The organism is Hydrogenophaga palleronii, assembly GCF_031457455.1.
GTDB classification, from domain to species: Bacteria; Pseudomonadota; Gammaproteobacteria; order Burkholderiales; family Burkholderiaceae_C; genus Hydrogenophaga; species Hydrogenophaga palleronii_A.
In genome coordinates this window covers 302,651-316,361 of record NZ_JAVDWU010000006.1, presented here as the reverse complement: position 1 = coordinate 316,361, position 13,711 = coordinate 302,651, and the positions used below count along the sequence as shown (strand labels likewise).

Annotated in this window: 12 protein-coding genes; 9 read left to right on the top strand and 3 right to left on the bottom strand. The window is 62.8% G+C overall.

Translation table 11 applies throughout. The features are described from left to right. Positions 1 to 124: 124 nt before the first annotated feature. From acnB to J2W49_RS16000, 3 genes are all read right to left on the bottom strand, one after another. Entirely contained in the window at positions 125 to 2,728 is a 2,604-nt protein-coding gene (acnB, locus tag J2W49_RS16010) for a bifunctional aconitate hydratase 2/2-methylisocitrate dehydratase (RefSeq protein ID WP_310318249.1), read from the bottom strand. Positions 2,729 to 2,794: 66 nt separating this feature from the next. Then, a complete protein-coding gene (locus J2W49_RS16005) occupies positions 2,795 to 3,796 on the bottom strand; it encodes an HpcH/HpaI aldolase/citrate lyase family protein (protein WP_310318247.1) in 1,002 nt (333 codons plus the stop codon). Between the two features lie 129 nt (positions 3,797 to 3,925). Beyond that, positions 3,926 to 4,912: a malate dehydrogenase gene (locus J2W49_RS16000; RefSeq protein WP_310318245.1), complete on the bottom strand. Its 987-nt coding sequence runs from the start codon at positions 4,910 to 4,912 to the stop codon at positions 3,926 to 3,928. A 211-nt stretch (positions 4,913 to 5,123) separates the two neighbouring features. Between J2W49_RS16000 and J2W49_RS15995 the strand changes: the two genes are divergently transcribed. The 9 genes from J2W49_RS15995 (at position 5,124) to leuC (ending at position 13,685) form a co-directional block, all read left to right on the top strand. Next, entirely contained in the window at positions 5,124 to 5,954 is an 831-nt protein-coding gene (locus tag J2W49_RS15995; RefSeq protein WP_310318242.1) for a GntR family transcriptional regulator, read from the top strand. Between the two features lie 156 nt (positions 5,955 to 6,110). Next, positions 6,111 to 6,542: a succinate dehydrogenase, cytochrome b556 subunit gene (gene sdhC / locus J2W49_RS15990; RefSeq protein ID WP_310318239.1), complete on the top strand. Its 432-nt coding sequence runs from the start codon at positions 6,111 to 6,113 to the stop codon at positions 6,540 to 6,542. A 32-nt stretch (positions 6,543 to 6,574) separates the two neighbouring features. Further along, positions 6,575 to 6,940: a succinate dehydrogenase, hydrophobic membrane anchor protein gene (sdhD, locus tag J2W49_RS15985; protein WP_310318233.1), complete on the top strand. Its 366-nt coding sequence runs from the start codon at positions 6,575 to 6,577 to the stop codon at positions 6,938 to 6,940. A gap of 4 nt (positions 6,941 to 6,944) precedes the next feature. After that, positions 6,945 to 8,750: a succinate dehydrogenase flavoprotein subunit gene (gene sdhA / locus J2W49_RS15980; RefSeq protein ID WP_310318231.1), complete on the top strand. Its 1,806-nt coding sequence runs from the start codon at positions 6,945 to 6,947 to the stop codon at positions 8,748 to 8,750. Between the two features lie 43 nt (positions 8,751 to 8,793). Then, positions 8,794 to 9,498 carry a succinate dehydrogenase iron-sulfur subunit gene (locus tag J2W49_RS15975; protein ID WP_310318229.1) on the top strand — a complete coding sequence of 235 codons (705 nt, stop codon included), beginning with the start codon at positions 8,794 to 8,796 and terminating at the stop codon, positions 9,496 to 9,498. A gap of 21 nt (positions 9,499 to 9,519) precedes the next feature. Further along, positions 9,520 to 9,819 carry an FAD assembly factor SdhE gene (locus J2W49_RS15970; RefSeq protein ID WP_310318225.1) on the top strand — a complete coding sequence of 100 codons (300 nt, stop codon included), beginning with the start codon at positions 9,520 to 9,522 and terminating at the stop codon, positions 9,817 to 9,819. Between the two features lie 13 nt (positions 9,820 to 9,832). Continuing rightward, positions 9,833 to 11,137 (top strand): citrate synthase, encoded by a 1,305-nt coding sequence (locus tag J2W49_RS15965; RefSeq protein WP_310318222.1) that lies wholly within the window; start codon positions 9,833 to 9,835, stop codon positions 11,135 to 11,137. A gap of 158 nt (positions 11,138 to 11,295) precedes the next feature. Further along, complete coding sequence (locus J2W49_RS15960) at positions 11,296 to 12,234, top strand: LysR family transcriptional regulator (protein ID WP_310318219.1); 939 nt, start codon at positions 11,296 to 11,298, stop codon at positions 12,232 to 12,234. Between the two features lie 29 nt (positions 12,235 to 12,263). After that, a complete protein-coding gene (gene leuC, locus J2W49_RS15955; RefSeq protein ID WP_310318215.1) occupies positions 12,264 to 13,685 on the top strand; it encodes a 3-isopropylmalate dehydratase large subunit in 1,422 nt (473 codons plus the stop codon). Positions 13,686 to 13,711: the final 26 nt, after the last annotated feature.

Genomic DNA, 13,711 nt, shown 5'->3' with positions numbered 1-13,711 from the left:
CCTGTCCACTGCGCCCTCATCAGGCACTCCAGGCGTGGTCTCCGTGATCCGGCGAACCGCCGTCGCAACCGCCCAAAAAAACGGCCCCGAAGGGCCGTTTGTTGATTCAGCACATCGCCGCCGCTCAGGCCGCAACGCCTTTCGCGTTCTCCGCATACTCTTCGATCTGGTCGAAGTTCATGTACTTGTAGATCGCCGCGCCGTCCTTGTTCACAACACCCATGGCTTCGTGGTACTCGGCCACGGTGGGGATCTTGCCCAGCTTGGAGGCAATCGCCGCCAGTTCGGCCGAAGCCAGGAACACGTTGGTGTTCTTGCCCAGACGGTTGGGGAAGTTGCGGGTGGAGGTGGACACCACGGTGGCGCCTTCGCGCACCTGGGCCTGGTTGCCCATGCACAGCGAGCAGCCTGGCATTTCGGTGCGCGCACCGGCAGCGCCGAAGTTGGCGTAATGGCCTTCCTTGATCAGCTCGCTCTCGTCCATCTTGGTGGGTGGCGCCACCCACAGCTTGACCGGGATGTCGCGGCTGCCGCCGAGCAGCTTGGCCGCTGCGCGGAAGTGGCCGATGTTGGTCATGCACGAACCGATGAAGGCTTCGTCGATCTTGGTGCCGGCCACTTCAGACAGGGTCTTGGCGTCGTCCGGATCGTTCGGGCAGCACAGGATGGGCTCGTGGATGTCGGCCAGGTCGATCTCGATGACGGCGGCGTACTCGGCGTCCTTGTCAGCTTCGAGCAGGTTGGGGTTGGCCAGCCATGCCTCCACCTTCTCAATGCGGCGCTGCAGGGTGCGCGCGTCCTGGTAGCCATCGGCGATCATGTTCTTCATCAGCACGATGTTGCTGGTGAGGTACTCCTTGATCGGCTCGGGGTTGAGCTTCACCGTGCAGCCTGCGGCCGAGCGCTCGGCCGATGCGTCGGAGAGTTCAAACGCCTGTTCCACCTTCAGGTCTGGCAGACCTTCGATCTCCAGAATGCGGCCCGAGAAGATGTTCTTCTTGCCAGCCTTGGCCACGGTCAGCAGACCGGCCTTGATCGCGTACAGCGGAATGGCGTGCACCAGGTCGCGCAGCGTGATGCCAGGCTGCATCTGGCCCTTGAAGCGCACCAGCACCGACTCGGGCATGTCCAGCGGCATCACACCGGTGGCGGCACCGAAGGCCACCAGGCCGGAGCCGGCAGGGAAGGAAATGCCGATGGGGAAACGGGTGTGCGAGTCACCGCCGGTGCCCACGGTGTCGGGCAGCAGCAAGCGGTTGAGCCAGCTGTGGATCACGCCGTCGCCGGGGCGCAGCGACACGCCGCCGCGGCTGCTGATGAAGGCTGGCAGTTCGCGGTGGGTCTTCACGTCCACCGGCTTGGGGTAGGCGGCCGTGTGGCAGAACGACTGCATCACCAGGTCGGCGCTGAAGCCCAGGCAGGCCAGGTCTTTCAGCTCGTCGCGGGTCATGGGGCCGGTGGTGTCCTGCGAACCCACGGTGGTCATCTTGGGCTCGCAGTAGGTACCGGGGCGCACGCCCTGACCTTCGGGCAGGCCCACCGCGCGGCCCACCATCTTCTGGGCCAGTGTGAAGCCGGCTTTGGTTTCAGCCGGTACGCTGGGCAGGCGGAACAGGGTGGAAGCGGGCAGGCCCAGGAACTCGCGCGCCTTGGCGGTGAGCGAACGGCCGATGATCAGGTTGATGCGGCCGCCGGCGCGCACTTCGTCAAACAGCACGTCGCTCTTGAGCTTGAACTCGGCGACGGTCTCGCCGTTCTTCACCAGCTTGCCGTCGTAGGGCAGCACGTCGATCACGTCGCCCATTTCCAGCTTGCTCACGTCCACCTCAATCGGCAGCGAACCGGAATCTTCCTGCGTGTTGAAGAAGATGGGGGCGATCTTGCCGCCCAGGGTCACGCCACCAAAGCGCTTGTTGGGCACAAAAGGAATGTCCTGGCCGGTGGCCCAGATCACGCTGTTGGTGGCCGACTTGCGCGAAGAACCGGTGCCCACCACGTCGCCCACGTAGGCCACGAGATTGCCCTTCTTCTTCAGGTCTTCGATGAACTGCATCGGGCCGCGCTTGCCGTCTTCTTCCGGCTTGAAGGCGGCGTCCGGACGGGTGTTCTTCAGCATCGCCAGGTAGTGCATGGGGATGTCAGGACGCGTGGTCGCATCCGGTGCGGGCGACAGATCGTCGGTGTTGGTCTCGCCAGGCACCTTGAACACGGTGACCGTGATCTTTTTCTCGACCTCGGGGCGGCTGGTGAACCACTCGGCGTCGGCCCAGCTCTGCATCACTTCCTTGGCCTTGGCGTTGCCGGCCTTGGCCTTCTCTGCCACATCGTTGAAATAGTCGAACATCAGCAGCGTCTTCTTCAGCGCCTCGGCGGCCACGCCCGCCACCTCAGCGTCGTCCAGCAGTTCGATCAGCGGATGCACGTTGTAGCCACCCACCATGGTGCCCAGCAGCTCGGTGGCCTTGGCTTTGGAGATCAGCCCCACCTTCTCGTCGCCATGCGCCACGGCCGCGAGAAAGCTGGCCTTGACCTTGGCTGCATCGTCCACGCCCGGTGGCACGCGGTGGGTCAGCAGGTCCAGCAGGAAAGCATCTTCACCGGCTGGCGGTGCCTTGATCAGTTCGACCAGGGCCGCCACCTGCTTGGCGTCAAGCGCCAGCGGCGGGATACCCAACGCGGCGCGTTCAGCGACATGGGCGCGGTAGTCGGTGAGGAAGTTGTTGGACATCTTGTTCTCCAGAAAAAAGGGAATACGTGGGGTCAAAAAATGGGTGGGCAAAAATGCGAAGCAAGCTCAATGCCGAAGCGCCACAGACTCGGCGAAGTGGCCCTGCATCGATTCAGGCAGCAGAAGACCGGTCTGGTGTGCGCGTTCAAGCACCTGCCAGAAATAGCGGTAGCTCGCGCGGTCGTGCAGGCGCCCTTCGAATTGCACGGGCGCCCAGTCGGCCGCCATGGCGCATTCGATCAGGGCAGCCGCAGTGTCCACCTCGCGTTCAGACGGTGCAAACGCCGCAATGATCGGGCGTATCTGGTCGGGGTGAATGCTCCACATGCGGGTGTAGCCCAGTTCGCGCGCGGCCTTGTGTGCGGCGGTCTGCAATGCGGCAAGGTCCTTGAATTCGGTGACCACGTTGTGCGACGGCACCTTGCCATGTGCATGGCAGGCAGACGCAATCTCGACCTTGGCGCGCAACACCAGAGGGTGGCTGAACTGCCCAGCCACGCCCATGCCATCGGCCGGGATCGCGCCGCCGTGCGACGACACAAAATCCATCAGACCGAAGCTCAGACTCTGCACACGCGGATGGGCCGCGATATCGAAAGCGCGGTGCACCGCTGCTGGCGACTCGATCAGCACATGCAGGGGCAACGCAATCGCGCCGCAGGCATCCAGCGCGGCCACAGCCGTCTGCACATCGGCCACCGATTCCACCTTGGGCACCATGAGGTGCACGAGCTTCGATGCGGCCTGCCCTGCGATGGTGGCCACGTCGGCCTGAAAAGCCAGGTGGTCCACCGGGTGCACGCGCACAGCCACACGGGCTTCGGGCGCCGCACCCAGCGCCAGCGACGTGACCAGCGCTGCATGCTCCGCCTCGCCACCCACCGGCGCACCATCTTCGCAGTCCAGGGTCACGTCGAACACACAGGTGCCGAACTCGGCCGTGAGATCGGCCTGCAACTGCAGGCTCTTTTTCATCCGCGTTTCTACACCACTGTAGTGATCACAAACCGGCAGCGAGAAAGCGCCGGCTTGTGCCCCCAGAAGAATGGAACGCGGGTGAGTTTTCACGGATGAGTTACGAGGTGGTTACGGAGACCAACGCGTGCCGCCTGCTTCCAGCACACACCACGGAACTGGCTTTGCCAGGCCGTAGGTGTGGCCCCCTTTCAGGGGGGTGACGCGAAGCGGCGCGGGGGGTCACAACAAATGTTTGACGCCGTCCTGCTCACCCTGCAACTCAGCCAGGGTCTTGTCGATGCACTCCTGCGAGAAGGCATCGATCTCCAGGCCTTCGACGACCTTGTACTCGCCGTTTTCGCAGGTGACGGGGAAGCCGAACATGATGTCCTTGGGAATGCCATACCAGCCTTTGGAAGGGATGCCCATGGTCACCCACTCGCCGTTGGTGCCCAGTGCCCAGTCGCGCATGTGATCAATGGCGGCGTTGGCGGCCGAAGCGGCCGACGACAGGCCGCGCGCTTCGATGATGGCCGCGCCCCGCTTGCCCACGGTGGGCAGGAACACGTCCTTGTTCCAGGCCTGGTCGTTGATCATGTCCTTCACCGAAGCGCCGTCGATGGTGGCGAAGCGGTAGTCGGCGTACATGGTGGGCGAGTGGTTGCCCCACACGGCCAGTTGTTTGATGCTGGCCACCGGCTTGCCAGTCTTGGCGGCGATCTGCGAAGCGGCGCGGTTGTGGTCCAGGCGCAGCATGGCGGTGAAGTTGCCGGGCTTGAGATCCGGAGCGCTCTTCATGGCGATATAGGCGTTGGTGTTGGCGGGGTTGCCCACCACCAGCACTTTCACGTCGCGGCTGGCCACGGCGTTGAGTGCCTTGCCCTGTGCGGTGAAGATGGCGCCATTGATCGCCAGCAGCTCGGCGCGCTCCATGCCGGGACCGCGGGGGCGCGAGCCCACCAGCAGCGCGTAGTCGGTGTCCTTGAAGGCGGTCATCGGGTCGCTGTGGGCTTCCATGCCGGCCAGCAGCGGGAAGGCGCAATCGTCGATTTCCATCATCACGCCCTTGAGCGCCTTCTGGGCTTTTTCGTCGGGGATTTCGAGCAGTTGAAGGATCACCGGCTGGTCCTTGCCGAGCATTTCGCCCGATGCGATGCGGAACAGCAGGGCGTAACCAATCTGACCAGCGGCTCCGGTAACGGCCACGCGAACAGGCTTCTTGCTCATGGTGAGAACTCCAGAAATTGACGTAAGAAAAGTGAAATTCGGATCGGAATTGTCCAGGCGTCGATCCAAAAACCGGACGCAAATCCGAAACTTTTGGCGTGCAAGACAGCCCGTGAGTGTACCCTCGCAAACCCTGATACGTCAATTTGTCTTATGTCTTATATAAGATATGATTGCGTGCATCGACAGCAGGTCCAAAAGCCACAGACGCATGGCCACCCTTCCCTCTCAAGTCACCGAAGCCTCCCCGCCGGACGCGCGATTTGCGCCCGGACCGGGTGCGTCTGCGGGTGGTGAAAGCGCACCTGCGCAAGGCGCGCCCGCTTTCAGTCCGTTGTATCAACAGATCAAGGGCCTGATCCTGCGAAGCCTGCAATCCGGGGAATGGAAACCCGGGGATGTCATCCCCAGCGAATTCGATCTCGCCGCACGCTTTCGGGTCAGCCAGGGCACCGTGCGCAAGGCCATCGACGAACTCGCCACCGACAACCTGCTCGTGCGCCGCCAGGGCAAGGGCACCTTCGTGGCCACGCACGCCGAACAACACATCCAGTACCGCTTTCTGCGCCTGCTGCCCGACACGGGCGACCTCGACGGCCAGGGGCCGGCCGAGCGACGCATCATCGAATGCAAACGCCTGCGCGCCTCTGCGGAAGTGGCCCGCCAGCTTGGATTGCGCACCGGCGATCCGGTGTTCCTGGTGCGCCGTGTGCTCGCGTTCGCAGCCGTTCCGGCGATTCTTGAAGACATCTGGCTGCCCGGCAGCAGGTTCAAGGGGCTCACCCAGGAAACGCTGGCCGAAGACAAGGGCCCCATGTATGCCCTGTTCGAGTCGCAATTCGGCGTTCGCATGGTGCGAGCGGTTGAAAAGATCAAGGCGGTGAGTGCCGACCCGGATGTGGCATCCTTGCTCGGTTCCCAGCCGGGCACCCCGTTGCTGAGCGTCGAGCGGGTGGCTTACACCTACAACGATGAACCCATGGAACTGCGCCGGGGCCTGTACCGGACCGACAACCGCCACTATCGCAACGAACTGAGCTGATCCACGAGGCCATTGACCCCCCACCCATCAACGGGCACGTCCCTCATCAGGGCCTGCATGCTGCGTTGCAATAGAATTTACGAGCCCGTGGCTTGAGTTACCACCGAGTTACGAATCCTTCCAAATTTCAATCCCCACCGGAAGAAAGCCCCCACCATGACCGAGTTGACCCGAAAGCGGCCAGAGTTCCGCAACATCAACGCCTTCACCGACCTCACCACCTACCGCCTGCCGCCGGCGGGTTGGGTGTCCATCCTGCACCGTGCCAGTGGCGCGCTGATGTTTGTGTTGTTGCCGCTGATCGTCTGGCTCTTTGACACATCGGTGTCCTCGGAACTGTCCTTCGACCGTTTCACTGCGGCATTCGCGGTGGGTCTGGGCTTTGTGCCTGGCTGGCTGTTCAAGCTGGTGGTGCTGTCCATCATCTGGGCCTACCTGCATCACCTGATTGCCGGCATTCGCCATCTCTACATGGATGCCAGCCACGCGGTGAGCAAGGAATTCGGCAAATCGTCGGCCATCGTCACGCTCGTGCTCAGCATCGGGTTGACCGTCGTTCTGGGTGCCAAGCTGTTCGGCCTGTACTGAAGCGAAATCAAGAACTCCAAGGATCACCCCACATGTCTGTCAACTACGGTTCCAAACGCGTCGTCACCGGCGCCCACTACGGCTTGCGTGACTGGCTTGCCCAGCGCATCACCGCCGCCCTGATGGCCCTGTTCACCCTCATCGTCCTGGTGCAGGTGCTGTTCTCCACGGGCCCCATCGGCTATGACAGCTGGGCGGGCATTTTCGCGGCCCAGTGGATGAAGGCGCTGACCTTTGCGGTCTTCCTGGCGCTGGCCTACCACGTGTGGGTCGGCATGCGCGACATCTGGATGGACTACGTCAAGCCCGCCGGCATTCGCCTCGTGCTGCACGTTTTCACCATCGTCTGGCTCCTGTCCTGCCTGGGCTGGGCCGTGCAAGTTCTCTGGAGACTCTGAAGTCATGACCACATCTGCATCCCTTCCCAAGCGTCAATTCGACGTGGTCATCGTCGGCGCCGGTGGCTCCGGTATGCGCGCCTCGCTGCAGCTGGCCCGCGCCGGCCTCAAGGTGGCCGTGCTCTCCAAGGTGTTTCCTACCCGCTCGCACACCGTGGCCGCTCAAGGCGGCATTGGTGCCTCGCTGGGCAACATGAGCGAAGACAACTGGCATTACCACTTCTACGACACCATCAAAGGGTCTGACTGGCTGGGCGACCAGGACGCCATCGAGTTCATGTGTCGCGAAGCGCCCAAGGTAGTCTACGAGCTTGAGCATTTCGGCATGCCGTTCGACCGCAACCCCGACGGCACCATCTACCAGCGCCCCTTCGGCGGCCACACCGCCAACTACGGCGAAAAGCCGGTGCAACGCGCCTGCGCCGCCGCCGACCGCACCGGCCACGCCATGCTGCACACCCTGTACCAGCAGAACGTGCAGGCCCGCACCACCTTCTTCGTCGAATGGATGGCTTTGGACCTTATCCGCGACGCCAGCGGCGACGTGGTCGGCGTGACCGCCCTGGAAATGGAAACCGGCGAGACCTACATCCTCGAAGCCAAGACCACGCTGTTGGCCACCGGCGGTGCGGGCCGCATCTTTGCCGCCTCCACCAACGCCTTCATCAACACCGGCGACGGCCTGGGCATGGCGGCGCGTGCCGGCATTCCGCTGCAGGACATGGAGTTCTGGCAGTTCCACCCGACTGGCGTGGCCGGCGCGGGCGTGCTGCTGACCGAAGGTTGCCGTGGCGAAGGCGCGATCCTGCTCAACAGCGAAGGCGAGCGTTTCATGGAACGCTACGCACCCACCCTGAAAGACCTGGCGCCACGCGACTTTGTTTCTCGTTGCATGGACCAGGAGATCAAGGAAGGCCGCGGCTGCGGTCCCAACAAGGACTACGTGCTCCTGAAGCTGGACCACCTGGGCGCCGACACCATTCACAAGCGCCTGCCGTCGGTGTACGAAATCGGCGTGAACTTTGCCAACGTGGACATCACCCGCGAGCCCATCCCCGTCGTGCCCACCATCCACTACCAGATGGGTGGCATTCCCACGAACATCAATGGTCAGGTCGTCACGCCTGATGGCAACGGTGGCCAGGCGGTGGTGAACGGCCTGTATGCCGTGGGCGAATGCTCATGCGTGAGCGTGCACGGCGCCAACCGCCTGGGCACCAATTCTTTGCTGGACCTGCTGGTGTTCGGCCGCGCGGCGGGCAACCACATCGTGCAGTTCAACGACAAGAACAAAATCCACAAGCCCCTGCCCGCTGATGCTGCAGACAGGACGCTGGCGCGACTGGCCCGGCTGGACAACACCTCTGGCGGCGAGTACGCACAGGACGTGGCTAACGACCTGCGTGCCGCCATGCAACAGCATGCGGGTGTGTTCCGTACTCAGGCGAGCATGGACGAGGGTGTGCAGAAGATCAACGCCATGCGTGCCCGCGTGAACGACATTGCGCTCAAGGACAAGTCCAAGGTCTTCAATACGGCCCGCATCGAAGCGCTGGAAGTGGAAAACCTCATGGAATCGGCCCAGGCCACCATGACCTCGGCGGCCGCGCGCCACGAATGCCGTGGCGCCCACACCGTGAACGACTACGAGCGTCCGGCCGACGATGCCCAGTTCCCGCTGGGTCGCAACGATGCCGAGTGGATGAAGCACACCCTGTGGCACAGCGCCGACAACAGCCTGACCTACAAGCCCGTCAACCTCAAGCCCCTGACCGTGGAGTCGGTGCCGCCCAAAGTCCGCACCTTCTGAAGCCTTTTACTTCGAACCCACGACGCACGGAGAAAAAAACACCATGGCCAAACGCACATTCAAGATCTACCGCTACGACCCGGAAAAGGATGCCAAACCGTACATGCAGACCATCGAGGTCGAACTCGATGGGCACGAGCGCATGCTGCTCGATGCCCTGATGAAGCTCAAGGCGGTCGATCCCTCCATCTCGTTCCGCCGCTCCTGCCGTGAAGGCGTGTGCGGTTCGGATGCCATGAACATCAACGGCAAGAACGGCCTGGCCTGCCTGACCAACATGAACACGCTGCCCGGCGTGATCACGCTCAAGCCCCTGCCTGGCCTGCCGGTGGTGCGCGATCTGATCGTGGACATGACGCTGTTCTTCAAGCAGTACAACAGCGTCAAGCCCTACCTGATCAACGAAACCGTGGCGCCCGAGAAGGAACGCCTGCAGAGCCCCGAGGAGCGCGACGAGCTCAACGGCCTGTACGAATGCATTCTGTGCGCGAGCTGCTCGACCAGTTGCCCCAGCTTCTGGTGGAACCCGGACAAATTCGTCGGTCCTGCCGGCCTGCTGCAGGCCTATCGCTTCATCGCCGACAGCCGCGACGAGGGCACCGCCGAGCGCCTGGACAACCTGGAAGATCCCTACCGGCTGTTCCGCTGCCACACCATCATGAACTGTGTGGATGTCTGCCCCAAAAACCTGAACCCCACCAAAGCCATCGGCAAAATCAAGGAAATGATGGTGATGCGCTCGGTCTGAGTCGCATCCATCACACCACCCATGAACACCTCTGCCCCAGACGATCTGCTGGACGAGCGCGCCCTGAGCAAGCTCAGGTGGCGGTGCCGGCGGGGGCTGCTTGAGAACGATTTGTTCATCGAGCGGTTCTTCGCCAAGCACCAGTCTGGCTTGACCGTCAGGCAGGCAGAAGCTCTGGGCGTTCTAATGGACCTCTCAGACAACGATCTGCTGGATCTGTTGCTGGCCCGCAAGAGCCCCGAGGGCGACCTCGCCCGTGATGACATCACGCACGTACTGGGCATGCTTCGCCATGCTCGGCCATCCGTTTCAGCCGTATAGAAAAGGAAATCGCATGAAACTCGTCGACAACAAAGCCACCCTCTCCTTCTCCAACGGCAGTCCCAGTGTCGAGCTGCCCGTTTACGCCGGCAGCATCGGGCCCGACGTGGTCGACATCCGCAAGCTCTATGCGCAAACGGGCATGTTCACCTACGATCCTGGGTTTCTGTCGACCGCCTCCTGTCAGTCGTCGATCACCTACATCGACGGTGACAAAGGCGAACTGCTCTACCGTGGCTACCCCATTGAGCAGTTGGCCACCCACTGTGACTACCTCGACACCTGCCACCTGCTGCTTAACGGCGAACTGCCCAATGCACAGGAGCGCACCGAGTTTCACAAGCTCGTGACCAACCACACCATGGTCAACGAGCAAATGCAGTTCTTCCTGCGCGGCTTCCGCCGCGATGCCCACCCCATGGCCATCCTGACCGGCCTGGTGGGCGCGATGTCGGCCTTCTATCACGACAGCACGGACATCAACAACCCGGAACACCGGCACGTGGCCGCCATCCGCCTGATCGCCAAGATGCCCACCCTGGTGGCCATGGCGTACAAGTACAAGATCGGCCAGCCCTACATCTACCCGAAGAACAGCCTGAGCTACGCCGGCAACTTCCTGCGCATGATGTTCGGCACGCCGTGTGAAGAGTACGAAGTCAACCCCGTGCTGGAGCGCGCGCTTGACCGCATCTTCATCCTGCACGCCGACCACGAGCAGAACGCCTCCACCTCCACGGTTCGCCTATGCGCATCGTCGGGCACCAACCCGTTTGCGGCGATCGCCGCTGGCGTGGCCTGCCTGTGGGGCCCGGCTCACGGTGGCGCCAACGAGGCCTGCCTGAACATGCTGGAAGACATCCAGGCCCAGGGTGGCGTGTCCAAGGTCGGCGAGTTCATGGAAAAGGTCAAGGACAAGAACTCCGGCGTCAAGCTCATGGGCTTTGGACACCGGGTCTACAAGAACTACGACCCCCGCGCCAAGCTCATGCAGGAAACCTGCAACGAGGTGCTGGTCGAACTGGGTCTTGAAAACGACCCGCTTTTCAAGCTCGCCAAGGAGCTGGAGAAGATCGCCCTGGAAGACGACTATTTCGTCCAGCGCAAGCTCTACCCGAACGTGGACTTCTATTCCGGCATCGTGCAACGCGCCATCGGCATCCCGGTCAACCTGTTCACCGGCATCTTCGCACTGGCTCGCACCGTGGGCTGGATTGCCCAGCTCAACGAGATGATCGGTGACCCCGAGTACAAGATCGGCCGTCCGCGTCAGCTGTTCACCGGCTCCGAGCGCCGCGACGTGAAACCTCTGGCGTAAGGCCACGAGCCCAGCGGTCTCTGACCGTTCAGAAAACCCGCCCGGCGCACGCTCGGCGGGTTTTCTTTTGGCGGCATCAGACTTCTCAAATTACGATGCCTCGATCACAAGAAAGAGAGGAAAATAGCAATTTCATCGTCATCCGCGATGGCTCAGCCATGAACTTCCCCGACCGCTGCTTCGTTCGCCGCATCGACCTCACCTCGCTCCAGCTCTATGTGGCGGTGTGCGAGCGCGGCAGCATCGGCAAGGCGGCGGAGCTGGCCTTCATGGCCACATCGGCTGTCAGCAAGCGCTTGTCTGACCTTGAAAACACCTTGGGCAGCAGACTGCTTGACCGACATGCCCGCGGGGCCACGCCCACGCCGGCTGGGCAGAGCTTGCTTCACCATGCGCGCTCGGTGCTGTTCAGCCTCGACAAAATGCAGGGTGAACTCTCCGAATACGCCGATGGGGTGCGCGGCCATGTGCGGGTGCACGCCAACATCTCGGCCATCGTGCAGTTCCTGCCTGAAGATCTGGGCACCTTCATCGGCCGCCACGAAGGCATCAAGATTGACCTGGAGGAGCATCTGTCCACCGAAGTGGTGCGGGCCGTTCATGAAGGCGCGGCCGACCTGGGCATCTGCCACACCGGCTCCACCGGCCAGCCGAGCGAACTCCAGACCCGTCGCTACCGGCAAGACCAGCTCACGCTCGTGGTGCCCAGCCATCACCCCTTGGCCGAACGCGAATCGTTGGCCTTCTCAGACAGCCTGGAGTGGGACCACGTGGGCTTGCATGCCAACAGCTCCATCTATCTCGCCATGCACGCGGCCGCGGCCGCCGCCGGGCGAAGCATCCGGTTGCGCATCCGGGTGACCGGCCTCGACGCCATGTGCCGCATGATCCACAACGGCCTGGGCGTGGGCCTCATGCCTCTGCGGGCATTCGAATTGATGCATGGTGTGGGAGACCTCACCTGCGTGGCACTGACCGATGCCTGGGCCACCCGCCAGATCGACCTCGTGGCACGCGACTTCGCCACGCTCCCGGTGTCGGCCCGCCTCCTGGTGGACCACTTGGCCACCCCACCTGTTTCAAGCACCCCCACCTAAAATCGCCTCATCAGAAGGAACATTGCCCCATGCCTCGCACGCTCTACGACAAGATCTGGGACGAACACGTCGTCCACACCGAAGAAGACGGCACCTCCGTCCTCTACATCGACCGCCATCTGGTGCACGAAGTCACGAGTCCGCAAGCCTTCGAAGGCCTGCGTCAGACCGGGCGCAAGATGTGGCGTGTGAGCTCGGTGGTAGCCACCGCCGACCACAACACGCCCACGACCGGCTGGGAACTGGGCTACGACGGCATCACTGATCCGATCAGCAAGGAACAGATCACCACGCTGGACAGCAACATCGCCGAATACGGTGCGGCCGCCTTTTTCCCGTTCATGTCCAAACGACAAGGCATCGTGCACGTGATCGGCCCGGAGAACGGCGCCACCCTGCCCGGCATGACCGTGGTCTGCGGCGACTCGCACACCTCCACCCACGGTGCCTTCGGCGCGCTGGCGCACGGCATCGGCACCAGCGAGGTGGAGCACGTAATGGCCACGCAGACGCTGCTGGCCAAGAAGGCCAAAAACATGCTGGTCAAAGTGGAAGGCCAGTTGGCCAAGGGCGTCACCGCCAAGGACATCGTGCTGGCCATCATCGGCAAGATCGGCACCGCGGGCGGCACGGGCTACACCATCGAGTTCGGTGGCAGCGCCATCCGCTCGCTCAGCATGGAAGGTCGCATGACGGTCTGCAACATGGCCATCGAAGGCGGCGCCCGTGCCGGTCTGGTGGCCGTGGACGAAAAAACCATCGAGTATGTTCGTGGGCGCCCGCTCGCCCCCACGGGGGTGGAATGGGATCAGGCCGTGGCCTACTGGAAAACGCTGTTCTCCGACCCGGACGCGAAGTTCGACGCCGTGGTCGAACTCGACGCCAGCCGGATCGTTCCGCAGATCACCTGGGGCACCTCACCCGAAATGGTGCTTGGCGTGGATGGCCGTGTGCCCGACCCGGACAAGGAAAAGGACCCCAGTAAACGCGGCGCCATCGAGCGTGCACTGAGCTACATGGCGCTGGAACCCGGCAAACCGCTGGCCGACATCTTTGTCGACAAGGTGTTCATTGGCTCCTGCACCAACAGCCGCATCGAAGACATGCGCGAAGCCGCTGCGGTGGTGAAGAAGCTCGGGCAGAAAGTGGCCAAGAACATCAAGCTGGCCATGGTCGTGCCGGGATCCGGTCTGGTCAAGGAACAGGCCGAACGCGAAGGCCTCCACGAAATCTTCAAGGCCGCCGGCTTTGAATGGCGTGAGCCAGGGTGTTCCATGTGCCTGGCCATGAACGCCGACCGGCTGGAGCCGGGCGAACGCTGCGCTTCCACCAGCAACCGCAATTTTGAAGGCCGTCAAGGCGCAGGCGGACGCACCCACCTGGTGTCGCCGGCCATGGCGGCAGCCGCAGCGATCAACGGTCATTTCATCGACATCCGCACCATCGCCTGATTTCATTTTTCACACTTCCACATCTC